Raw genomic sequence first — 21404 nt, forward strand, 5'->3', positions numbered from 1 at the left:
CGTGCACAAAAGCAGAAAAGCGCATCCCTCCATCAGGGATACGCTTACCTGTTTTATTTGAAGACGGCGAACTTTAACCCCTGTGCCTGAAGATACTCGATGATCTCAGGAAGCGCCTCGACCGTAACTGCCTTTTCGTGCAGCAGATAGATTCCGCCGGACGGGTCTGTCTTATGGAAGTACCGGAGGACCTGCTGGGCATTGTCCGCCTTCCAGTCCTCGGGATCACGGTTCCAGAGCAGCAGCTTCATATGCTGACGGCCCGCCTCCGCGGCCAGTTCATCATTAACCGCACCATAAGGGGGACGGAAGACCGTTACCGCAGACTTCATGTTCGACTCCAGCTCCCGGCTGGCCCGCTCCAGATTGCCCCGGTTCTCCTCACTGCTGTTCCGTGTCAGATCACTATGGTCCCAGGAGTGGCTGCCCACCGGCATGCCGTGCTCATCGGCATAGCTGACCTCGGCCGGATGGCGGCTGGCATTCTGTCCGATAAACAGAAAGTTCGCCGCTACTCCATACTCATGCAGGATATCTACTATCTGCCGTGTATACTGCGAGGGTCCATCGTCGAAGGTTAGAGCCACATAACCATGGGGCAGGCTGTATTCATAGCTGCTCCCGTTCAGTTCAATCTCTTCAACCTGCAGCGCCACAGCGTCTGGAACAGCTGCAGGGGATGGTACAGGAGCTGCTCCAGGGGCTACTTCAGGAGCTGCTACAGAGGCTGGTTCCGGAGATGCTTCCGGAATTGCCGGGACTTCGCTGCTCTGGTAAGCTGCCGTTTGAATACCCGGCTCAGCATTAACGAGACGGCTGTTAACTTCTGTAACTACCGCCGCCTGAACAGAATCCTCATGGGCTTCCGCGCTGTTGCTGAACAGCTTGCCGTCCATGCGCAGCAGGAACAACGCGATGAGACAGCTGAACAGAACACCCCGCAGCAGTACTGCCCGGGCAGGCCGGTGGCTGGTTCTGCGCTTCGGCTGTCCAGGCCCAGGCTGCAGCAATTCCAGTGCCGGGACCTGGACAGCGGATTCGGTTGCAGGTGGAGGGAGTTCCTCTTGCCTCGCTTTAGCCAGCTGCGTGGCATACTCCTCGGAGCAGGCATAATACAGCGTTTCGCTGAAGTTCTTATTCATTTTGATCAGGGAACTGAAGAAACTGCGGCGGAAGGGATCCCATTTGGGATAGAGAGACAAACGCACCCGCTGCCCCTCGAAAGGGCCAAGCAAGCTCAATTGCAGATATGTATATTCATCGATGATAAGTATTTGGCGGGCGGAGCCGCTGCTGTGGGTTAAACCTACCTCCATCTGATAGACGCCCTGCCTCTGCTCAAGGGACAGCAGCTCTACCATCCGAGCAGTGTTCGCCGGGTGTACGGGCATAACTCCTATGTATCTCCGTTGCTATCGTTACGCTCTGCCGGTGGAGTGCTTCCGCCAAAGGGTACTGTCATGCGGTTGGTGAAATCGCTGATCATGCTGGAGAGGTAGGTTTTCTCCTGCCGGACCGTGTCGTATTTCTGTTTCAGATGACTGTTCTCTGTCTCCAGGCGCCCAATCTTCTCTTCCAGCTCATTCATCCGCTTCAGCTTCTCGGAGATGGCATCGTTATGCTTTTGTACAAGATTGGCATATTTCTGTTGCTCCAGATCAATGGTGCTCTTGAGCTCATCCATTTCTCCGGACAGGGTCGTGTGCAGCTCACGGTAATCCTCCAGCACCTGATCCACCTTCAGATTCTTCTCCACCAGCTTATGCTCGAGCTCCAGGATGCTTTTCTCCCGCTCTTCAATTACCTTGTTCAGGTTCTTGAGATCCCGGCCTAACCTCTCCACATGGCTGCTGGAATGATTCAGCCGGTCCTGCAGCTCATGGTTGTTCGTTTCAGCATGCGCTCTTGCCTGAATCATCTGCTCTACTGCGAAGACAAGATCCAGCGACTTTTTGTCCAGTTGCGCTTTGCCGACAGACACGAGGCCGGGGGCACTGTCAGCCTTCTCATAACTGTCGCTGTCCTCAGGTGGAAGTTCGTCCAGTTGAACCTTTTGAACCATACCCGGCTTAACAGGTTTATCCTGGGTATCTTTCTTCTTAAAAAACGGAGCCGCCATCTATATAATCACCTCATTATAAATGTCAAAATATGTCGAGCATGTACGAGTTTATTATAGTTGATTTAGCGGATGCGTTAGTGAGCCTTAGTATCTAACTTTACTAAATGTATCCAAAGGCCCAGATCACGCTGAACAGAAGTTATCCGGCTAATTATAGGATGAATGGCCTATGCCATTTGCACTGTTCATTCATGAAAAAGAGGAATGTCTTCTCATATACAGCAACAAAAAAAGCGCAGCCCTCTAGGACCACGCTTCTTCATCCAAACGTTTATTTGTACAGTACTTTCTCCACATTGTATTTCGCCTTAAGCTTGTTCACAATGTAAGTTTCATAAATCTCTCTGTCGACCGGGTCTTCCACGAGGCAGACTTCAATCTTGGTAACCTCGTCGCGGTGAGGCTTCATGACGGATACATTATCCTCGAAATGCTTCTTAATCCGCGGTCTCAGCTTACGCGCCTTGCCTACAAACAGCAGCTCATCCTTGTCATTGTAGAACATGAAGATGCCGCCGGCTTCGCGGGTAATCAGGTGGAAATCCGTAAATCCGTAAATATGGCTGAGCACAGGGTTCTCCTGCTTAAAAATAGTAACTTCCGGTGCCGGAATGGTAATGCTGATCATTAAGCTTCACTTCCTCATTGTATATAGAAATAAATATTATCACAGATTGGGAACCCTGACTATTTCTATCTTCTGCAGATAACCTGTGTTTTATGAGGGGGAGTTACACTTATTTGGCTGCCCGATTCTGGAGGGAATGAATCGTTGCTGTTATCCCCTGTTCAAAAGACGTGGCCGGAACCGGCCCGACTACCCGCTCGTATTTCGCACCGCTGAGCCGCAGCGGCTCCTTCGTCAAATAAAGCATCTCGACGATTTCCTTCATCACTGGAACAAACAGGCCAAGCAGTGACAAGCCTGCTGCACCCACGGGGATGACCAGTTTAGAGCTTCCGGCGGCTTCACGGGCAATACGGATGATCTCTTTGCCGGATATGACGCCAGCGCCCGGGATGTTCCAGTTCTGCCCGTATGCCTCCTCGCGGAGGGCAAGCTCTACCATCATCACTGCGGCATCCGGCAGATAGACATATTCGCGCGGAACGTTCATATTGCCGATGAATATCCCGGGTTTACCGGCTGCAACCGCTTCTAGTGTCGACCCGAGGTAAGAGGCTTCATTGGCGGTAGGTCCATAATAATCGGGCAGCCGGACAATCATTCCCTTCGTGCCGCTCCAGCGCGGGCTGAAGAACATCCGCTCGAATTCCAGCTTCACTTTTCCTTTGCGGGTATGCGGATTCTTCGGATGTTCCTCGTCCACCGGCTGCTCATTAACCCGTCTGCCATACGGATAGATCCCGTCTACAGCAACTACTCTCGCCCCCAGCCGGTTCGCCGCCTCCATTACAGCTTCACCCATCGGCAGCAGCTTCGCGGCCATTTCGTGATACGGCACCGATGCACTGTGAAAAATAACATCCGCCCCCCTTGCTGCCTTATAAATATCATCTGCACGGAACACATCTCCAGTCTCGAGGCTCAGCCCTGCCGGCCTGCCCAGCTTGGCCGCGAGCTGTTCCAGCTTCGGCATGGAGCGCCCAAAGGCGACGGTTTCGATCCCTCTTCGGAGCAGCTCCGCAATAATTACCGTCCCTGTTCCTCCGGTTGCTCCCAGTACAATCGCTTTGTTTATCATTTGAATGCCTCCTCATAAAGTTGAATTGATAAGATTGAATTTTTAGTGATTGATCACTAACTAAATAATAAAAATTAATTACATATATCTGAATTTAAGCTGGTATCTAAAATCCTGCACGAAATACAACATTCCCCCCATGAAATCGGGCTAAATTGAAAATTGTTGCACAAAAGGCAACATTTCATCTGATTCAAGCGGCTACGCAGAGCAAATCATGTATTTCATACAACAATAATTACGAACACCCCAGTATTTATGAATCCAAGTTGTAATATTTGCAACATTATCTATTCCTGTCTACTTACCTGTGCACATCATAAAAAAGATGGATGCGGACCACTCTTTAGCTCCGTTCCTTGCTAGTTCCTTGCTTGTTCTTTGCTTGTTCTTTGCTTGTTCTTTGCTTGTTCCTTACTAATTCTTTGCTAGTTCTCCATTGCGCTATTTGGTTATTGATCAGTCACTACTTATACCGGAAAAATGATGATCCAGATGGATCGGGGATTAAGCGGCTGGATCTTACATGTCGTTCTTACCTGTTGCTCTGAATTTCGCTTAATCTACCTACCGCGCCCGATGCACCGTTAGTTCCGATTATTCTTCCGCCCGCCCCGCGATGCTTAGAGATGCTTCGGCTTCAGCTCCGGCATTCCCAGCGTCAGGGCAATATTGCAGAGCATCCCATTAGCCATAAAGGTACTCACCTCTACCTCAGGATGCGCAAACCCTGCTGCCGAGAACTTGCCCTCCATGAGGCGGGTTACCTCCAGCATTCCAGCCTGCATCGATTGGCGGATGGCTTCGTCGCGTATACCGATCGCTTGCACCTGCAGAATAATCTCGTTCGGATGGGTCTCCATTAATTGCTCGTATACCTGAATGGCTTCCGTAAGCAGATGGTCCGCAGGAGCCTGAAGCCCCGAGAAGGTGCGGAGAATCCGTTCAAACGCACGCTCCAGCGCAGCAACGAACAATTCCTCTTTATTCTTAAACAGCTTGAAGATATACGGCTGGGATATTCCCACCTTCTCCGCTACTTGCGCGGTTGTTGCCCGGTAATAGCCAAGTTCTGCAAACACAACCACGGCCGCCTCCAGAATCTGCTCCCTGCGGTTCACCGGAACGGCCTCATCTCCTTTGGAACGGGTAGTGCCGGATTGCTTGTTCATAATAAGTCTCCCTTTCAGCCGGAATGATTGATGGATTACCGGTTGTTGTCTCATGGTTATTGATCAATCACTCTCTTGATTAGCAGTATATACTTTACTCTTTAAATAATCAACCTGTCTGCCGGAAAAATAATAACCCCCGCCGGTGTGACTCCGGCGGGGATATACAGCCGGGTACTATTCCAGCTATTATGTACAGCCTGTTATTGCTCCGGCGGTTACGTACTGCCCATTATTACATTCTCCGCCGGACCGGGTTAATTAGGATGATGGAAAGGACATGTCAATGCTTCGGCAGCGCCATCTAGTGCAGACTCTGGCGCCTGTTCAGACGTCCCCTCGTGTAACGGGGCAGAGCCGCCGGATTCACCGGATAGACCCGCTGCTCCGTCTGTCATGCCGGCGTACGCCTTCTTCTGGTAGATGAAGCGCGGACTGAGATGCAGATCCCGCAAGGTATTGTCATTCCAGATCGGCGTGGAGGACGGTGACATTGGAGGGATCAGCCAGCCCCATTTGCCTGATACTTCGCGCCCCTGCCGCTTCTCCTGTTCCTGGAAGCGGACGAACTGATCCGCCGCTGTATGATGATCCACAATGCTGACACCGGCCTGCTTGAAGGAATGCAGTACAGCGCGGTTCAGCTCCAGCAGCGCACGGTCTTTCCACAACGATGTGTTCGTTGAACGGTCTAAGCCCAGCAGATCAGCCACTGCCGGCAGGCGGTTATAGCGTCCTGTATCCCCCAGATTGCGGGAGCCGATTTCTGTTTCCATATACCAGCCGTTGAAGGGCGCCGCCGGGTAACGGATGCCGCCGATCTCCAGGCACATATCCGAGACAATCGGAACGGAGTACCAGCGCAGGGCCAGCTCTGTGAACCGTCCGATCTCCGGATGACTGAGCGGAATCTCCTGCACGAGTCCAGACGGGATAGGGAACCAGCGGGGTTCCTCCTCACCAATGCTAATGACAAGCGGCAGAATATCGAAATCCCCGCCTGTGCCCTGCCAGCCCAGCTTCCGGCAGACCGCAGTGAACTCATCCGAGGCCGGATCACCGGCACGCGGCTGCTCCCCGTCCCCGGGATAGCCGGCATAACGGATGAGCTGATGGTTCCAGATCCGGATAGCTCTATCCGCACTTTCCCCACTGTGGAACACGGTGATGACCGGACGGATCCGGCCGCCATTATTCGCATGCTCCACATGCCGTAATAGCGCCCCGGCTACCTCCTCTACGGTCTCTGCCCCTCGGGCATCAATCACTTCAAGCGAATGCCAGAACAACCGTCCGATACAGCGGCTGTTATGACGCCAGGCCATCCTTGCCCCATGAGCCAACTCTTCCTCCGTATGCTTATATGTACCAGTGAGACTTACCTCTTCGCGTATACCCGCAAGACGCTGGTCCCGCTCACTCTCTGACTTCTCCAGTTCCTGATAACTTGCAGTGATGAAGGATTCCGCCTGCCGGATTAATTCATCCATGTTGTGTTGCTGATCTATATGGTTCATTTCGTTCACTCCCTGGTTCTGGTAAAATATTGTTGATCAACTCCGCCATTGGAGCGGATAACTACATGCTGAGGTGATGAGGTTGAGCAAATTCGGAATGTACGCGAAATTCACCGCTAAACCGGGTGAAAGGGAAGCTCTGGCTGCCATCCTGCTGGAAGCCGCAGCGGCGGCTGAGCCTGTCCAGGAATGCGAGCTGTATATCGTGAACCTCTCGGAATCAGAGCCTGACATCCTCTGGGTGACGGAAGTATGGAGCAGTGCCGAAGCGCATGCTGCTTCACTTGCCCTGGAAGCTACCCGCGCCACGATCCAGCGGGCCATGCCGCTGATTGCCGGAGTCGAGCCGGTCAAGCTAATACCTGCGGGCGGCAAAGGGCTGGTGTTCGGCTCAGCTGCCCAGTAGGCTGCTCATTGCTTATATCTTCTCTGAAATAGAGGCAAGGAGTATCGCCCAAGGGCTGCACTCCTTGCCTCTTCATCATGATGCTCCGCCCTGCCGCTAGCCGCGCCGCGTCCATATGCAGTTCCGCTTCGCATAGGAAACTTATTTCTGTTCCAGCTCTGCTAGCCTGGCGATAATCCGTCTTTTGCGGTATAGCATGCGCGCAGCCTCCGTCACATCCTCCAGCGTCTTCCGGTTGAGATACGCGCCAAAGAACATACCTGCGACCGGAACCGTCTGGAGCAGCTTTTTCCAGCCCCAATTGTCACGGTATACCATAACTACCTCTTTCCAGCCCTGAATCTTCGAGACCGCCGCATTCGTTCCGGCAATGATGTTGCCATCCCCGCCCGCCTGCAAATTCAGCTCCCGCAGAATCGTCCGCTTGCCGACAATATCGGAGGATGCGAATTGCATCACCTTCACAGTGAAGATCCGTTCCGCCTTATCCGTCGGATCGTAACCATAGCATAAGCCTATCTCCTGGATAGCCTTCAATGAAAGGCCGAGCACAGCCGGAATATCGGCGGCAAGCGTGAAAATTCCGCCGAAGCCGGTTGTTGCCCCTTGGGCAGTAGCCGTATTCCGGCTCCTTTCTGAGAGCCGGAGCGCTGCCGCGTCCATTACGGCCAGCGGATATGGCCCGGTGCCTGTGCCTCCGGCCGCCACGCTTGCCTCCCCGATCAGCGTGCCTACCTTACGCCCGGCAACCAGATAATTGCCGCCGTTCTGAATGTAGCTGCCCAGCTCATCCAGCAGCCTGCCTACCTTCTCATGAATAATCTTCGGCGTGATTTTATCAAGCAGCTTAAACGGCAGGCGGGTAACCCGGTCCCAGATCATTAGCTTATTCTGCTCCTTCTCCCACCTGGCAATCCCCGCAAGCTCGGCACGCAGCGCCTCCGGTGTCTCCAGAGGTACCCGTGAATCAGTAGTATCCTGCATATTTATGCCTCCCTTGAATGGTGATCTTGTCATTGTTGTTACGTCTTAGTTGTAATACTACGTTTCATTCTCCTGATCCGGTTCAACTAAGTTATATATGTGCCTGATACCTTATAACCCTATTCACTCCATATGATTGCACAAGTTTGCAGGAAGTGGCGCTGAATCAGATAAATAGCAAACAGGCATTCCCGGATCATATCCGGAAATGCCTGTTGCAGCGGGTCACGCTGGCTGTGCCCGGCTTTAGCTCTGGGCCTTGCCTTCCGGGGCGTCCAGCGAAGCGAGTCTGCGTTTCTCTTCGGCCAGCCTCTCTTCAGCCAAGTCTACCCCGTGTCCGCCGACTGATCCCTCGGGAGCATGGCGGACGGCTTCTTCCGCATGCTCCAGGCTGTTCTCCGCCTGGTCAATCATCTGCTCCGTCGGATGGCTTAACGCCTGCGTTACCGAGTTGTGCAGCTTGGTCACAGAATCCTGCGCCTGATCCACCGTGCTGTTCGTCCGCAGACTGGATTCGTAATGCTTCATAAGTATACTTCCCCCCTCAATCACGGTTTCTGTTCTTCTCTAGGATGGATTGGGGGCGGGAATCTTATACAAGAATCCTGACAGCCGGTCAGCTTGGGCTGATATCTGCAGGTTGTGCTGAACAATAACGGCGCTGGTGTCCACAACACCGCCAGAACGTATGAGATTACCTAAATAACGTCCCTGGTGTCCATAAGCGCATATTGGCGGCGATGGACTGTGACATGAGACTATAACATAAATTAACAGAGAGAGCTTGAGTCCAGGGCAGGCGGCAGTATCCGGGGCTTTGCGGGCAGCCGCCGCGAACCTTGAGCGGCGGCTATATCAGAAACATGGCGGTGAGGGTCATCGCCGCCAGACCCAGCAGGACCGGCTTCAGGTTGCGCCGGGCCAGCTCGAAGGGGCTGACGCCGCAGATCGCCGCGGCGGGAATGAGCGCCCACGGGATCAGGGTGCCGCCGCCGACCCAGATGGCGGCTACCTGCCCAAGGGCGGTCAGGGTCGCCGCGCCGGAATGGATCGCGGCGGCGAACAGCCCGGCAATCGAGCCGGCCAGCGAGATGCCGGAGAAGCCGGAGCCGTCGAGACCGGTGATCGCGCCGATCACCGTCAGCGTTACGGCTCCCACGGCGCCATTAAGCGGCACGTGATCCGCCAGGGCAACGCCCAGGTCGTTCACGATGCCGTGCGAGCCGTCCGGCAGCACCTGGCCGAACAGCTCGGTGAAGGCCGAGTCGCCAAGATAGAAGAAGGCGGCGATCGGGATGACTGGTCCAAAGACCTTGAAGCCGAATATGAATCCTTCAATGAGATAGGCCGTAATTTTCTCCAGCCCCTGTCCCTGGCTGCGGTGGGCCAGCAGGGTGATGACAATCAGGATCAGCACGGCGGTTCCGCCGACCAGTGCTGTAGCGTCACCGCCTTGCAGATGCAGCACAAACATGGCGATCACGTCCAGGAGAAAGAGCAGCGGAATGGCGATAGCCAGCCCTCTACGAAGGCCGTCACTCATAACTACGAGCCCGTCATTGCCCGTCCCCGCTGCAGACAGCGGCCCTGCCGTGCCTTGGGCAGTGACCAGACCGTCTCTCCACGTTCCATTCTTCTGGTCTCTGCGCATCATCCAGAAGGCAGAGACCGTGGTCACAACTCCCATCACGATGACCAGCGGAATGCTTGCCTGCATGACACTGGATACCGGAAGACCGGCAGCATCCGCAGTCAGCTTCGGTGCTCCCTGGATAATATAATCGCCGGAGAGGGCGATTCCGTGCCCGAACAGATTCATTGCCATCGCCGCACCAAGTGCGGGCAGCCCCACCCGGACAGCCACAGGCAGCAGAACTGCCCCGACCAGCGCCACCGCAGGGGAAGGCCAGAAGAAGAAAGAGGTCACCATCATGATCAGCCCGATCCCCCAATAGGCCATCGCAGGTGTGCGCAGAAACCGGGTGAGCGGGGATACCATCGTCTCGTTGATGCCTGTAATAATCAGAATCCGGCTCATCGCCACAATAATGGAGATGATCATAATGGTGCCAAGCAGCTCTTTGGTAGCATATACGAAGGAGTTGAAGATTCCCGACACCGATCCGCTGAGTGTAGCCGTTGCCAGCAGCCCCAGCGCCAAAATCCCGGTCACGCAGATCATTGTCGTATCACGCCGCCGGATCAGCAGCGCCAGAATGAATACAATGAACACTAAATAAACCCAATGAATCGCCGTAAGCTGAATCCCCATTATCCTGTGCCCCCTTCCCACTTACTTATAGCAAGTAGGTGCTATATGCTATGCAGGCCCATAGGCTGTTGTTCGTACCAAAAAAAGATCTCAGCCTCCGCGTTACCTGCGGATTCTGAGATCAATGTTGTTGACTGTTTCCCTATTAAGACTGCCGGTTCGCCCTCCGCGCCCGGATGAAGGCCAGCTGCTGCAGCCTGTCCTGGGTAGAGCTTCCTCCGCTCCAAAGACCAGGCTGACCGGCAGGGAGCTCGCTGCTCTTCCCTGCTGCTTCCGGCGAAGGGGCAGCAAGTGACAGGGTACGAGTGCCATCCCTGTAAATGATCAGGCTATGCTCAGCAGAGAGGTGATCTTTGGCTACATACTCATCGATGTAACCGTCTATTTTTCTCCGGATCACTGGATCTTTGCTCATCTGCTGCAGGATGTTCGGAGCAATCACAATCTCCCGTACATCCCGGACTCCCTTGCCGGCACTGTCCGCACTCTTGCTTCCGTCTTTGGATACCGCTGTGATCCGGACGGACAAGCCATATTTCTTCCTTAATCTGCGGGCCTGATCTTCAATGGCCGCTGCGACAGCTGCCAGCGTCTCCGAAAAGCTAAGCACAGACGGCTCTGCAGACGCATGGGCCTCCTGCTGCGGTGAACGGGTCAGCGAAGCCGCATTGATTCGGGATATGGGAATATACATCGGACATTCCTCTTCTCCAATAAAAAGTCCAGGCTACCTCTTTATCGGCGAAAAGGAGGAGATTGCTTAAATTGCGCTACTCTGTACCCAGTGCGCCCGCTGCCGCATCCTCACCGCCAAGCCGGCCGGAGGTGAAGGAATATCCCAGTCCGACGCCGTTACCAACATAAGTATCGTTAAAGAGTACGCCTTCGGACTCTACGCCCACGGCATATAACCCCTTGATAGGCACACGTTTGTCATTGAGCACCTGGAACTTGGTATTTACCAGCAGACCGCCTACCGAACAGAGATTGTTGATCTCGGAAATAATGGCATAATACGGGCCGCTTTCGCCCATCGGAAGCAGATATTCCTTCGCTTTGCCGAACTCAGTATCGATGCCGGTCTTCGCCGCTTCCTGATACAGCTTAAAGTCAGCAGCAAATACCGCAGCGTCCATGCCCGCATTTGTTGCCAGTTCCGCGATGGTATTGCCCTTGAAGCCGTCACCGTTTGCAACCATGGACTCGAAGACTTTGTCTGCATCCTTCCAGGGCTGGTCCAGCGTGAATTTATCGGCAAAAGAGGCATAGAACTCCGGCGGCATTCCCGGCAGGCCCGGTGCTTTCAAACCGTTCATTCCCTTAGTCTTGAGGGCATCAATCTGCGCCTGCGAGAGAATAACCAGATGGTAGGCTCCGTTAAAAGCACTGGTATTCGCCGCTGCTACTGCGGTAAGGGTTGCCGCCTCATCCCGGAATCTCGCCCCGGAAGGGCCGACATTCATCAGGGTTGGCAGGTAGGACAGCATCAGCGGATAGCTGGCCTCGAACGGCTCATACTCTGCCTTCAGCTTCTCTGTTGCTCTGGCCAGCGTCTGATGAAGCATTTGTCCGCCAAAGTTATCAGGAACCTTCGCTCCAATATCCCAGGACATTTGCAGCCCCTCGCCGATATTCTGTCCAAGTCCGCCATTGACGCCTTCGAAGCCAAAGGCTTCCTTGACCATCTCTTTATTGCCGGCATAACCGCCGGTAGCCATGACAATGCTTTTGCCGGTGATCTCAAGCACAGTTCCATCGGCCTTCTCGGCAACCACTCCGGTAACTTCCCCATTGCTGCCAGTGATCAGCTTCTGGGCTGTTGTCTCTGTGATTACCTGTCCGCCGCCCTTTTCCACGGATTCTGCAAGCATCGCCTTCAGCAGATCCTGGCGGGTATCATAGGCCGGAAGCATATGCAGCTGTTCTCCGCCGAAGTTAAGGAAGGTGGTGGTATAGCCCTTGCCTGTCAGCCAGTCATAGGTTTCACCCGACTTCGTCACGTACTGGCGGATTGCCGCTGCGTCTACTCTCCAGTGATTATTAACGATCCAGTCGGCAATCTCCTTCTCCACTTCCACTTTAAGCCCGCTGCTGACAGCAGCTGAGGAGTTGTAGAACTTACCTGCCCAGGACAGATTGCTTGCTCCGCCAATCGTAGCTGTTTTCTCAATAAGAATGACCTTTGCGCCTTTATCCGCTGCCGAGACTGCTGCAGATACGCCGGATGCGCCTGCACCTACGACAACAACATCCGCGGACAGCTGCTCTGTCTTGCCTTCTCCGGATTTAACTACTGTCTTAGATTTAAAAGCTTCCACGTTGCCGCCCGCCTGCTTCACCGCATCTTCGACGGCTGCCAGAATCGCTGTGCTGGACTCCGAAGCACCGCTTACTGCATCAATGGCCAGGGTCTGGCCTGCAATGATCTCTTCCTTGATCTTATTGATAGCCTCCACCCCGATTCCGGCCGTTTCGTTCTGGCTAACCACCTGGATATCCGTGATTACGGATTCGGCGTCGAGTGTAACTTCAACCTGAATCTTGCCGTCTTTGCCGTCAGCTTCCGCTTTATAGGTTCCCGCTTTAAACGTTGCCGGTACCGCACTGTTATCCGCAGGCTGCGTAGCCTCCGGTGATGCTGAAGGCTGCTCTGACACGGCCGGATCGGCTGAATTATTGCCGCTGCAGCCGCTGATGATCGACAGGACCAGGATCAGGCATACAATTACTTTTAACAATGGTTGTGCTGCTTGCTTATGCATTATTTCTCCCCCTGTGTGGTTAGTGCAGCCCTGGTTCTCTATCTCTAAGGGCCGTTGACTACGCACAGAGTGTAAACCTTGGTACAGCACCAAGGTCAATGAAATATATGTGAAATATTTCTCATAGTATAGAAACGGACGTTTCCGCTTGTTTTACCGGAATATTGATCTCCAGATATGTTTTATTCCCGCTATTCGTGCGCTCTGTGAACAGAATTTTGCCGCTGATATCCCCACAGACCGTATAATTCTGCGCGTCCGCATAGTCCAGCATGAATTGGAAAGACTCCCGTTCGAGATATTCCTCATAGGTGCTGACAATCACTGCAGAGATGCAGGCTGCCGGCTCCAGATACTCCACGCTGTCATTCAGGCAGACCTCAAGCTTCCGCTGATCCTCCGCCAGCAGGGCAAGTCCCCAGCTGTAATCCAGCTCTCCGGTTCCATAGATGCACTCTGAATTCTCAATCCGGAAGGAATAAAAGGTAAAAGGCAACAGCTCCATCCACGCCTGTACAGTTCTTTTGAGACCATCCTTCTGCAGCAAATGGTTCTTGTCCGTCTGCTGGATCCGGTACATGCCCGGCACCTGCCTGATCTTACAGGTATAAAAGGATTCACTGATCCGCCCAAGCTCGGCATGAATCTCCTGAATCTTGTTCAGCAGCAGCGTGCTGCGGCGTATCTCTTCTTCCAGCTGCATTCCGGCAGCAGCTATCGACTCCATCACTTGTTCGGATGGTGCGTCTCTAATCAGTCCGGCTACATCCTGAAGCGGTATCTGCATGCTCCGGTACCATCTGCTCGACAATAAATTCCGTGCGTCCAGATCATTGAAATACCGGTAATTGTTATGATGATCCTTCACCGGCCGGACAATATCATGTTTCTCATATAAACGCAGTGTATCCGCCGTCACCCCAAGAATAGACGCAAATTCACCTATAGAATATTTCATCAGCAGCCCCCCAGCTTCCTTGATCCCATGCTTTCATGTGTTTCATGATAGAGGGTTTAGCCGGGAGACTTTGTGGATTATGTCACACGGGTGCTACTGCGCCTTGCCTTCGCTCAGCATCGCCATCGTCTTATCCAACCGCCGCTGCCGCGTTTCTGCCGTCTTGGCATCTTCAATGGAGAGGACGAACCGCCGTTTATTCGTGTAGGACAGCCCGTCCCAGAACTGCTTCGCTCCGGCATTCTGCTCCAGCTCCGCGGCCAGGTCAGCCGGTACTTCCACTTCACGCGGCCGGGTATCCAGCACAAGCTCTACTTCGATCTCATCACCGGCACTGATACCGGCGCCCTTGCGGTGCTCCGCACTGAGCGGAATCATAAACTGCCCGCCCATCGTCGCCACCGTGCTGGAGTAGCTATATTCACCGATCATTACCTTCACCGCCGGCTTCTTGCTTGTCCCGAGTTCTGCTACCGCCTCCGCAGGAACAGGGATCCCTGTTGCCGTCTTGCCGCCCAGTATAACGGTTGTCCGGAATTTCATGCTCATTTCCTCCTGGATAGGCGCTTAGCCATTTTTCTTCCCATTGTAGTGCAAGGAATGGTGCTTTTCCAGTCGCCGGTGACGGCGGCATGGTTTATACTTAAAGGTACTGAAGAATGTGACGAACGGAGGCGGCTGCCATGCCCGCGAATCTAACAGAAAAGGTAGCGGACCTCCCTTTATCCCCGGGCGTGTATCTGATGAAGGACAGTCTCGGCCATATCATCTATGTCGGTAAAGCGAAGCAGCTGAGGAAGCGGGTCCAGTCTTATTTCTACAATAACAAAGGACATTCGCCCAAGGTGAAGCAGCTCGTCAAGCATATCCGCGATCTGGAATACAGGCTGACCGATACGGAATTCGAAGCCTTCATGCTGGAATGCCAGCTGATCAAAGAAATCAAGCCGATGTATAACCGCAAAATGAAAAATCCGCTCGCCTACAGCTATATTTCCATCGTGGACACTGCGCCGTACCGGCAGATTGAGATCGGCTATGAGCCCAGCACCCAGGCCAATAGTCTGTCCTATGGTCCTTATACCAGCCGCAGCACCGTGGAAAGAGCTGTGCAGGGCATTAAGGAATCGCAGAGAATCCTCTGCAGCAGCCCCCATTCCCGGACCACCCGCTGTCTCAACCATTCGCTGGGCTTATGCATCGGCATGTGCGGGGGCGGTGAGGCTTTGAAGCGGTATGAGGAGATTGTGGGGCAGATCATTTCGCTGCTGAACGGGAGCGGCAATTCTATCATAGACGGACTGGAAGCCCGGATGGAGGAGGCTGCGCTGCGGTTTGATTTCGAAGCGGCTGCCAAGTACCGTGATTACCTCGGGGCGGTCCACTCGCTGCTGCACAAGGAGCAGGTGATCGGCTTCACCGGGGAGAACAAGAATATTATCGTGCTGGAGCAGGTGGACGGGCAGTCCCACAAGCTGATTCTGATCAAGGGCAGCGTGATTCTCTACCGTACCCGCCTGGCAACCGGAGCGCTGGACTGCGGACAGCTTACTGAAGTGATTACTGCGGCAGCACAAGAGCATTTCCGCATCAGCAGCCTGGTTGCGGCTGCAGAAGAAATGAGCCGCCACAAGATCGACGAGGCCCAGATTATCTACAGTTATCTGAAGAGCAGCTCCGGCAACTATCTGCTGGTTCCGCCGGAGTGGCTGGAGGATACAGGTACGGCTAAGCTGGAAGAAGGGATCAACGGGCTGATCGGTAGCGCATTATAGCGGGGAGATACCGGCTCTCCAGATGATACAGGAAAAGACCGTTAACCTAGTCGCTGCAACAATAAATCTCTGCAACAATAACCCGGGATCTCTGCACACAAGCAGCGGTCCCGGGTTCTAATAAGATGAGCTTACGGCTGCAGCCTTCCTCTGCTCGAAGGTCGCAGGCAGTCCTGACTTTATAGGTTACACTTGCGCAGCAGGACGGATCACGATCTTGTTCACATCGATATTATCCGGCTGTTCAATCGCGTAGGCAATGGCATGCGCTGCTGCATCCGGTGTCATCGCCAGCTTATCACGGACGGCGGCATGCTGATCTCTCACTACCGGGTCTGTCACACTTTAGCCGGGAGTATGTGCGCATGTTCGGGCGTCCTCCCATGAACGATGTTAAGCATCTGCGTAATATCTTAAATGTTCATATGGATGAATGAATAGGTGAACTGGGAGCTATCTGGCGGCGTCGGTTAATCAGATACACATTGTCTCAGCAGATTGTTCAAGAAATATGAGGGCTTGAGTAACCCTATTACGGTATATGCCGTATGCTTAATTGCACTTTGTACAACTAAATCTTCTGGTTTTATACCAATTATCTGTTTAGTTGTATTTCGTACAATTAAACGGCCCTTGTACCTTGAATCTCACCGATTCGGGCTGATTTAGTTGTACAGACTGCAGTTATAAGAGGCAAGCAACCCTTTTCGCTGTTTTTAATTGTACAAAATACAACTATTATTAAATTTCACTTGGAACTGAATACATCAATAACTGCATTGTTGGGTGAACTCACTTCTTTAATTATGAACTAGCTGGTGCTGCTCTTGGTTCTATTATGCAAGCTTTTTAACGACAGGAATCCAGACTTCCATTTCATACGTGTTATTGCCCCGGTCATACGTCATTTCAAACTCAGGACCCTCTGTGGCTTCGTAATTTGAGCCAGGGAACCATTCTCCCCAGATACGCTTCCACAAATCATGGATATTACTCTCTCCATCAGGGTAGACGCCTGTTGAGAATATTGCGTAGGTTTGCGGAGGAATCTGCAGCTGTTCAAACCCTTCCGGCAAACCGCTTGCGGGTACAAAATATCCGATCATATACGAAGACTTATCACCTTGCTTGTTATACATTACCGCATGAATTTGGCCGTTCTCCCCCAGTCCTGCGGCAGCACGAATCCGGTCAACGTCTCCGCCAGCAATACACCGGGTCCAGAAAGCAGGGATTTCAATAAACGGATTCTCGCCATCAGCATTGATTACAGTGGATACGCCAAACATTTCAACAGCTTGCTTTTCCTCGATTTTATAGTTCACTTCTACATCTCCCCGAATCGAAATATGAAAGGATAACCGGGGATAAGCCTTGAGTGATACGCCTTTGTCGCGCGCTGACATTGGCATTACACCATGCATTTTTTTGAACGCTCTGGAGAAGGCTTCAGGCGATTCGTAGCCATACTTCATAGCGATGTCGATAATCTTGGTTCCGCTTTGCTGCAGCTCAAAGGCTGCAAGAGTCATCCTTCTGCGCCGGATATACTCTGAGAGCGGCACTTCGGTTATGAACGAGAACATCCGCTGAAAATGGTACGTTGAGCAGCAGGCAATCCTGGCCGCCTGATTGAAATCAATCACATCCGTCAGATGGTTTTCTACATATTCCATTGCGTTATTCATGCGATCCAGCCAATCCATACCAGTCCCTCCTTTCAAGTCTGATTATAGGGGAGGATGAGACAGGAAACCTTGCAATCCGTGCACCGAAATATCATGTTCGCTATTGCTTCTACAGAATCCTCTAACCGGAGAATTTCATTGCAGCCGGGCGAATCTCTGCTCCGTCTTCTCCAGATACCTTACCCGCTCCTCCAGGCTGCGGTCTGACATGCCGGTGTAATTATACCAGCGGAGATTCTTGCGTATACCCATCTTGCGGAAGGTGCCTCTGAACAGAATTTTGGTGACCGGATTGCCGAAGATCCAGCGGTACACGAAATCAGGCGTATTCATTACAGTTAGCAGAGTGACGCCCGTAATCTTCGGCAGCAGGCATTTAAACGGCCGTCCCGGTTTGATTTCCTCGTATACAATCCCCTTCGCGAACACCTTATCGAGGAAGCCTTTGGTAAGAGCGGGCATGGACTCCCACCAGATTGGGAACAGGAAGATAATATGATCCGCCGCCATAAGACGCTGCTGGTAATTGATGACCAGAGGATCTTCACTTTTCTTTTGCCTCCAGGAAGCCAGCTCTTCCATTGACATGACCGGATTGAATCTGTCCTGATGCAGATCTATAAGGTCAATCTCATGCCCTTTGGCGGCAAGTCCCCGCATTACTGAGGCTAGCAGTGCTGCACAGTAGCTCCGCTGATGCGGGACATTTCCCGACGCTGCTGCACCATACGGGTGATCAAAAACGATTAACACTTTCATGGATTCCCTCCTCACCATATATTGTTTCTCGGAAATTAAATTATATCTTAAGAAACAATATACTCTTTAGGTTTCCCTTTCGTCAATATTATTTCCAGGAAACTTTATTTATGTGCTCTATCTTGTTAGAATGAGCTTAAGATGAACTTATGAGGAGACCGGACCGTGACCCATTCTTACGATGATTCAGCCCATAAGGATGTACTGATACACAAGCTGATGGAGACTATCCCCAAATTGCATAAGCGATTTCAGGCCGAGGATGATGAAGAGAAAGAATGGATGCTCCAGCACTGCAGCAATCCCCTTGTTATCGAGTTCCTTCAGGAGTCCACAGTGATGATGCTTCATGTCATCGATGCAATTGGTCAGCTGGAGCCAGTGAACGGCACTTCGATTTCCAGGCAATTTGGAATCCCTAAAGGCAGCGTATCCAAGATCACCCGGAAATTAGTTGCACAGGAAATCATCTGCACCGAATCTCTGCCGGACAACAAGAAAGAGATCCTCTTCCTCACTACACCGCTGGGCAAAGAAATATTCGAGCTGCATCGTGCGCTGCACAGGCAGATGGATAAAGGAATTCACCGTTTCCTGCAGAGATATAACGAAGAGGAATTGTTGTTTCTGATCAAGGGTTTCGAGGACACTCTGCAAGCGTCCTGGGTGAATCCGGAATCTGGCGGAGAGGAAGAGCATGCGGAGTCCGGGGAGCATCCGGGGTCCATGGAAGACGAGGAAATAAGGCAGATTACAGCTATGCTTAAGCAGCTGGATACCCGCAGCCTTAAGAAAGCCAAGACGATTCTGCGGGATGTGTTTTTCACCTCTTTTGATGCGTAGGAGATTCCCTGAGGAACCTGTTACTGATATTTAAACCTCCAAGCGTAAGGCTTGGGGGTTATTTGCCGTATCGTTCAGAAATTTAACCGGCAATGTCACAATATGAGCGGATGGTTCGTTGTACAGAGCATAAAGGATCGGACGAAGAAGCAGCTATTGCTGATCAGCTGCGCAAGCAGGCCGAAGCAGCGGGCAGAAACTACGGATTCACGGCTTATGTAGATGAACAAGTGAATTTTACCGCAGACAAAACAGTTGTCAACGGCACTGAAATGATCTACACCAAGTATAGAGGCGGAAATAGCCTAACGTGGTCAGCAGCGGTTCCCGGCAGTGGGGACACCTATCAATACCAGATCGACGAGATGAGCGGACAATTTCTAAGCAAAGAAGCACTGATTGCCATCGCCAAGCCGTTTCTGTATTAAAAGAATACGAATTCTCCTGCCCAGATGAACCTTAAGGCTTTATTCGGGCAGGCTCTTCCTGCTCACTCCGAACCGTCAGTAATCCTCTCCCAAACATAGCTGGTATACACCGCTTCAAATCCCAGCCTCTTATAGAATTCCATTGTTGACCCTACGTAAGCAGATTTCGCACCGTACGCGGCAATCCGCCAGAGCCCTTCTGTAATAACGGCTCTGGCCAATCCCTGCTTACGCGCAGCCGGTATAGTCCCGACAGGCTCCAGAATACCATGCCGATTCTTCCCGTCGTACCATAGTGTACAGAAGGAGACGACTTCGCCGGATAGATCCACAACGGAGAGATCCAGCTCCGGCCGGTAATCGGGAGCCTGCTTCATCCGCTCAAAAGCCAGAGGGACCGAGTGATCACCGGCCTCCTCAAAGTAACCGAAGGCCTTGGCGTGAGCCAGCGCCTTGGCTTCGCTTGAGACATCCGTTCCGGACAGAATCCGGTACCCGGGGGGAAGATCAACCGGCCCCAGATTCCCCAAAGACAGAACCGACATCGAATCATTCCACTCCAGTTGGCTGTAACCCCTCGAATAAGCAATCGATTCACGAACAGAGTCACCCGCCGGAATCCGCAGACGGATAATCCGCCGCCCCTTCTCCTGCACCGCTAAGCTGCTCTCCGCGAAATTGAACATTTCTTCATATACTGCAGCCGGTAAAGGAACCCGTATTTGGAAAAAGGCTTCTCCCCGCTCTTCCCCCTCCGAGTTAACCACCCCGGCGATTGTTCCGGCTTCATCCACCCAAACCCCTACGGTGTCCTCCCAGGAGTCGTATGTATCATGCATCGTGTGGCTCACCGCTCTGCAGAAGTTCCATCTGTCGATCAGCCAGTTCCCCAGCTTAGCCGTTTCGCAAAAGCTGGCTACAAGCATGTCACGGACCTTGATGAAATCATCCGCTCTGTAATTGCGAAATTTCACGTTCATAGTTCCACCGCCTTTGTAGTAAATGATCTGTTCGGGCATGAACGGCCTAAGATCCTTACTAATCTTACCAGCGTCTGGAATCACTGGGTATGCAGCAAATGTTTATAGAAAAACTTTACCACCGCGCAGCCCGCTGAATGATGTCATAATACCTAATGGGCGTTCCCCATCCCGACAACTCTTAGCAGGAGGCCTAATATATGAATATTTTTATCATCCATTCGGAAGAAGACCAGTACGGCAACAGCAAAGAGAATATCTTTATAGCATTCGGTGAACACCGGAGCTACTTGGGGAGCGCTTTTGCCTATCCGGCAATCAATCATCACCAGACTCCGGATACCCCTTATCTGATTTATATTAGTGTAGATCCCGCCGATCATTCAGATCAATTATTGAAGCAGGAGGTTAGCCAGCGGCTCTTTGACAGAGTACTTGCAAGGGCTAAAGAGCTGCGGAGACTGCGGCCGGATCTAACCGCCCGAATATACGCCGGATTTGAAGCGGATCAGGAGAAACTGAGCTTTTATATGCGTAACGGGTTTGAGTCCAATGACAGCGTTGTTATGGAGGCTCCCATTCCGGATAGCTTCACATATACCTTGCCGGATGATATAGAAGTTACACAGGTGAACCTTAATTCTGACAAAGAGACTATGGAGTACAAGGAGCGGTATGATGAGATCTTTGTTACGCCGCTGAATCTGGAGGCACTTGCAGAACAAGGAAGGTACCCCTATTTCCACAACCTCTCGTTCCTACAAGAAGGCAAATTGCTGGGAGGCTGTACCTTTTTCGCGAAGGACAACTGCGGTTATATTGAAACGGTATATGTGGTGCCCGAAGCCCGCGGAACCGGGATCGCCAGGGCGATTATGAATTACATGTTTGATTATTTCTTAACCCATAGGATGGACGCAGTAAGACTGGAGGTCTGGCAACTCAATACCCGCGCAGCCGGGCTTTACAGATCCTTGGGATTCATTGAAGTGGAGACAACAACAATGTTCCCGGGGATGATCTTATAACCAC

The 21404-nt window shown here is 52.4% G+C and carries 22 protein-coding genes; 5 read left to right on the forward strand and 17 right to left on the reverse strand.

The features are described 5' to 3' along the window. Positions 1 to 53: 53 nt before the first annotated feature. The 6 genes from PBOR_RS35910 to PBOR_RS33680 form a co-directional block, all read right to left on the reverse strand. Positions 54 to 1391 (reverse strand): polysaccharide deacetylase family protein, encoded by a 1338-nt coding sequence (locus tag PBOR_RS35910; RefSeq protein ID WP_081972293.1) that lies wholly within the window; start codon positions 1389 to 1391, stop codon positions 54 to 56. A 5-nt stretch (positions 1392 to 1396) separates the two neighbouring features. After that, on the reverse strand, positions 1397 to 2119 hold the full coding sequence (locus tag PBOR_RS33660; protein WP_042218407.1) for a hypothetical protein: 723 nt from the start codon (positions 2117 to 2119) through the stop codon (positions 1397 to 1399). Positions 2120 to 2393: 274 nt separating this feature from the next. After that, the gene (locus PBOR_RS33665; protein WP_042140424.1) at positions 2394 to 2750 is read right to left on the reverse strand and encodes a nucleotide excision repair endonuclease; all 357 of its coding nucleotides are present in this window, start codon (positions 2748 to 2750) and stop codon (positions 2394 to 2396) included. Positions 2751 to 2859: 109 nt separating this feature from the next. Further along, a complete protein-coding gene (locus PBOR_RS33670) occupies positions 2860 to 3828 on the reverse strand; it encodes an NAD-dependent epimerase/dehydratase family protein (RefSeq protein WP_042218408.1) in 969 nt (322 codons plus the stop codon). 623 nt (positions 3829 to 4451) lie between these two features. Then, positions 4452 to 5000 carry a TetR/AcrR family transcriptional regulator gene (locus PBOR_RS33675; RefSeq protein ID WP_042218409.1) on the reverse strand — a complete coding sequence of 183 codons (549 nt, stop codon included), beginning with the start codon at positions 4998 to 5000 and terminating at the stop codon, positions 4452 to 4454. Positions 5001 to 5257: 257 nt separating this feature from the next. Continuing rightward, positions 5258 to 6517, reverse strand: coding sequence for a nitric oxide synthase oxygenase (locus tag PBOR_RS33680; protein WP_052429763.1), 1260 nt, complete (start codon positions 6515 to 6517; stop codon positions 5258 to 5260). An 82-nt stretch (positions 6518 to 6599) separates the two neighbouring features. Here PBOR_RS33680 and PBOR_RS33685 point away from each other — a divergent pair, with 82 nt between their 5' ends. Continuing rightward, positions 6600 to 6923, forward strand: coding sequence for a putative quinol monooxygenase (locus tag PBOR_RS33685; protein WP_042218410.1), 324 nt, complete (start codon positions 6600 to 6602; stop codon positions 6921 to 6923). Between the two features lie 141 nt (positions 6924 to 7064). Here the strand turns inward: PBOR_RS33685 and PBOR_RS33690 are convergent, their stop codons facing one another. From PBOR_RS33690 to PBOR_RS33720, 7 genes are all read right to left on the reverse strand, one after another. Continuing rightward, positions 7065 to 7907: an EcsC family protein gene (locus PBOR_RS33690; RefSeq protein WP_042218411.1), complete on the reverse strand. Its 843-nt coding sequence runs from the start codon at positions 7905 to 7907 to the stop codon at positions 7065 to 7067. A gap of 246 nt (positions 7908 to 8153) precedes the next feature. Then, a complete protein-coding gene (locus PBOR_RS33695; protein WP_042218412.1) occupies positions 8154 to 8435 on the reverse strand; it encodes a hypothetical protein in 282 nt (93 codons plus the stop codon). A gap of 322 nt (positions 8436 to 8757) precedes the next feature. After that, positions 8758 to 10179, reverse strand: coding sequence for a hypothetical protein (locus PBOR_RS33700; RefSeq protein ID WP_042218413.1), 1422 nt, complete (start codon positions 10177 to 10179; stop codon positions 8758 to 8760). A 145-nt stretch (positions 10180 to 10324) separates the two neighbouring features. Further along, a complete protein-coding gene (locus PBOR_RS33705; protein ID WP_042218414.1) occupies positions 10325 to 10873 on the reverse strand; it encodes a DUF6033 family protein in 549 nt (182 codons plus the stop codon). Between the two features lie 76 nt (positions 10874 to 10949). Next, the gene (locus PBOR_RS33710; protein WP_042218415.1) at positions 10950 to 12941 is read right to left on the reverse strand and encodes an FAD-dependent oxidoreductase; all 1992 of its coding nucleotides are present in this window, start codon (positions 12939 to 12941) and stop codon (positions 10950 to 10952) included. A gap of 121 nt (positions 12942 to 13062) precedes the next feature. Further along, positions 13063 to 13899 (reverse strand): MerR family transcriptional regulator, encoded by an 837-nt coding sequence (locus tag PBOR_RS33715; RefSeq protein ID WP_042218416.1) that lies wholly within the window; start codon positions 13897 to 13899, stop codon positions 13063 to 13065. Between the two features lie 93 nt (positions 13900 to 13992). Next, entirely contained in the window at positions 13993 to 14442 is a 450-nt protein-coding gene (locus tag PBOR_RS33720) for a YdeI/OmpD-associated family protein (RefSeq protein ID WP_042218418.1), read from the reverse strand. A 140-nt stretch (positions 14443 to 14582) separates the two neighbouring features. Here PBOR_RS33720 and PBOR_RS33725 point away from each other — a divergent pair, with 140 nt between their 5' ends. Then, positions 14583 to 15674: a GIY-YIG nuclease family protein gene (locus PBOR_RS33725; protein WP_042218419.1), complete on the forward strand. Its 1092-nt coding sequence runs from the start codon at positions 14583 to 14585 to the stop codon at positions 15672 to 15674. A 186-nt stretch (positions 15675 to 15860) separates the two neighbouring features. On the opposite strand, the gene PBOR_RS36720 is transcribed toward PBOR_RS33725, so the two are convergent. The 3 genes from PBOR_RS36720 to PBOR_RS33735 all read right to left on the reverse strand — a co-directional run bounded on the left by PBOR_RS36720 (position 15861) and on the right by PBOR_RS33735 (position 18121). Further along, positions 15861 to 16016 carry a short-chain dehydrogenase gene (locus PBOR_RS36720; protein ID WP_099052508.1) on the reverse strand — a complete coding sequence of 52 codons (156 nt, stop codon included), beginning with the start codon at positions 16014 to 16016 and terminating at the stop codon, positions 15861 to 15863. Positions 16017 to 16510: 494 nt separating this feature from the next. Then, positions 16511 to 17380: an AraC family transcriptional regulator gene (locus PBOR_RS33730; RefSeq protein ID WP_042218421.1), complete on the reverse strand. Its 870-nt coding sequence runs from the start codon at positions 17378 to 17380 to the stop codon at positions 16511 to 16513. Between the two features lie 117 nt (positions 17381 to 17497). Continuing rightward, complete coding sequence (locus PBOR_RS33735; RefSeq protein WP_042218423.1) at positions 17498 to 18121, reverse strand: NAD(P)H-dependent oxidoreductase; 624 nt, start codon at positions 18119 to 18121, stop codon at positions 17498 to 17500. Positions 18122 to 18286: 165 nt separating this feature from the next. Between PBOR_RS33735 and PBOR_RS33740 the strand changes: the two genes are divergently transcribed. Both PBOR_RS33740 and PBOR_RS33745 read left to right on the forward strand, forming a co-directional pair. After that, a complete protein-coding gene (locus PBOR_RS33740) occupies positions 18287 to 18964 on the forward strand; it encodes a helix-turn-helix domain-containing protein (protein WP_042218424.1) in 678 nt (225 codons plus the stop codon). 92 nt (positions 18965 to 19056) lie between these two features. Beyond that, on the forward strand, positions 19057 to 19392 hold the full coding sequence (locus PBOR_RS33745) for a hypothetical protein (RefSeq protein ID WP_042218426.1): 336 nt from the start codon (positions 19057 to 19059) through the stop codon (positions 19390 to 19392). 62 nt (positions 19393 to 19454) lie between these two features. Here the strand turns inward: PBOR_RS33745 and PBOR_RS35915 are convergent, their stop codons facing one another. Beyond that, entirely contained in the window at positions 19455 to 20372 is a 918-nt protein-coding gene (locus PBOR_RS35915; RefSeq protein ID WP_052429764.1) for a GNAT family N-acetyltransferase, read from the reverse strand. 200 nt (positions 20373 to 20572) lie between these two features. Between PBOR_RS35915 and PBOR_RS35920 the strand changes: the two genes are divergently transcribed. Next, positions 20573 to 21400: a GNAT family N-acetyltransferase gene (locus PBOR_RS35920; protein WP_052429765.1), complete on the forward strand. Its 828-nt coding sequence runs from the start codon at positions 20573 to 20575 to the stop codon at positions 21398 to 21400. The last annotated feature ends 4 nt before the right edge of the window (positions 21401 to 21404 follow it).

The sequence above is a fragment of the Paenibacillus borealis genome (assembly GCF_000758665.1).
Lineage (GTDB): Bacteria > Bacillota > Bacilli > Paenibacillales > Paenibacillaceae > Paenibacillus_AQ > Paenibacillus_AQ borealis.

What these genes read in the sequence shown, in the direction of transcription:
- PBOR_RS35910 (WP_081972293.1), bottom strand. Translation starts at nt 1,391, where the DNA reads ATGCCCGTACACCCGGCGAACACTGCTCGGATGGTAGAGCTGCTGTCC.
- PBOR_RS33660 (WP_042218407.1), bottom strand. Translation starts at nt 2,119, where the DNA reads ATGGCGGCTCCGTTTTTTAAGAAGAAAGATACCCAGGATAAACCTGTT.
- PBOR_RS33665 (WP_042140424.1), bottom strand. Translation starts at nt 2,750, where the DNA reads ATGATCAGCATTACCATTCCGGCACCGGAAGTTACTATTTTTAAGCAG.
- PBOR_RS33670 (WP_042218408.1), bottom strand. Translation starts at nt 3,828, where the DNA reads ATGATAAACAAAGCGATTGTACTGGGAGCAACCGGAGGAACAGGGACG.
- PBOR_RS33675 (WP_042218409.1), bottom strand. Translation starts at nt 5,000, where the DNA reads ATGAACAAGCAATCCGGCACTACCCGTTCCAAAGGAGATGAGGCCGTT.
- PBOR_RS33680 (WP_052429763.1), bottom strand. Translation starts at nt 6,517, where the DNA reads ATGAACCATATAGATCAGCAACACAACATGGATGAATTAATCCGGCAG.
- PBOR_RS33690 (WP_042218411.1), bottom strand. Translation starts at nt 7,907, where the DNA reads ATGCAGGATACTACTGATTCACGGGTACCTCTGGAGACACCGGAGGCG.
- PBOR_RS33695 (WP_042218412.1), bottom strand. Translation starts at nt 8,435, where the DNA reads ATGAAGCATTACGAATCCAGTCTGCGGACGAACAGCACGGTGGATCAG.
- PBOR_RS33700 (WP_042218413.1), bottom strand. Translation starts at nt 10,179, where the DNA reads ATGGGGATTCAGCTTACGGCGATTCATTGGGTTTATTTAGTGTTCATT.
- PBOR_RS33705 (WP_042218414.1), bottom strand. Translation starts at nt 10,873, where the DNA reads ATGTATATTCCCATATCCCGAATCAATGCGGCTTCGCTGACCCGTTCA.
- PBOR_RS33710 (WP_042218415.1), bottom strand. Translation starts at nt 12,941, where the DNA reads ATGCATAAGCAAGCAGCACAACCATTGTTAAAAGTAATTGTATGCCTG.
- PBOR_RS33715 (WP_042218416.1), bottom strand. Translation starts at nt 13,899, where the DNA reads ATGAAATATTCTATAGGTGAATTTGCGTCTATTCTTGGGGTGACGGCG.
- PBOR_RS33720 (WP_042218418.1), bottom strand. Translation starts at nt 14,442, where the DNA reads ATGAAATTCCGGACAACCGTTATACTGGGCGGCAAGACGGCAACAGGG.
- PBOR_RS33725 (WP_042218419.1), top strand. Translation starts at nt 14,583, where the DNA reads ATGCCCGCGAATCTAACAGAAAAGGTAGCGGACCTCCCTTTATCCCCG.
- PBOR_RS33730 (WP_042218421.1), bottom strand. Translation starts at nt 17,380, where the DNA reads ATGGATTGGCTGGATCGCATGAATAACGCAATGGAATATGTAGAAAAC.
- PBOR_RS33735 (WP_042218423.1), bottom strand. Translation starts at nt 18,121, where the DNA reads ATGAAAGTGTTAATCGTTTTTGATCACCCGTATGGTGCAGCAGCGTCG.
- PBOR_RS33745 (WP_042218426.1), top strand. Translation starts at nt 19,057, where the DNA reads ATGTCACAATATGAGCGGATGGTTCGTTGTACAGAGCATAAAGGATCG.
- PBOR_RS35915 (WP_052429764.1), bottom strand. Translation starts at nt 20,372, where the DNA reads ATGAACGTGAAATTTCGCAATTACAGAGCGGATGATTTCATCAAGGTC.
- PBOR_RS35920 (WP_052429765.1), top strand. Translation starts at nt 20,573, where the DNA reads ATGAATATTTTTATCATCCATTCGGAAGAAGACCAGTACGGCAACAGC.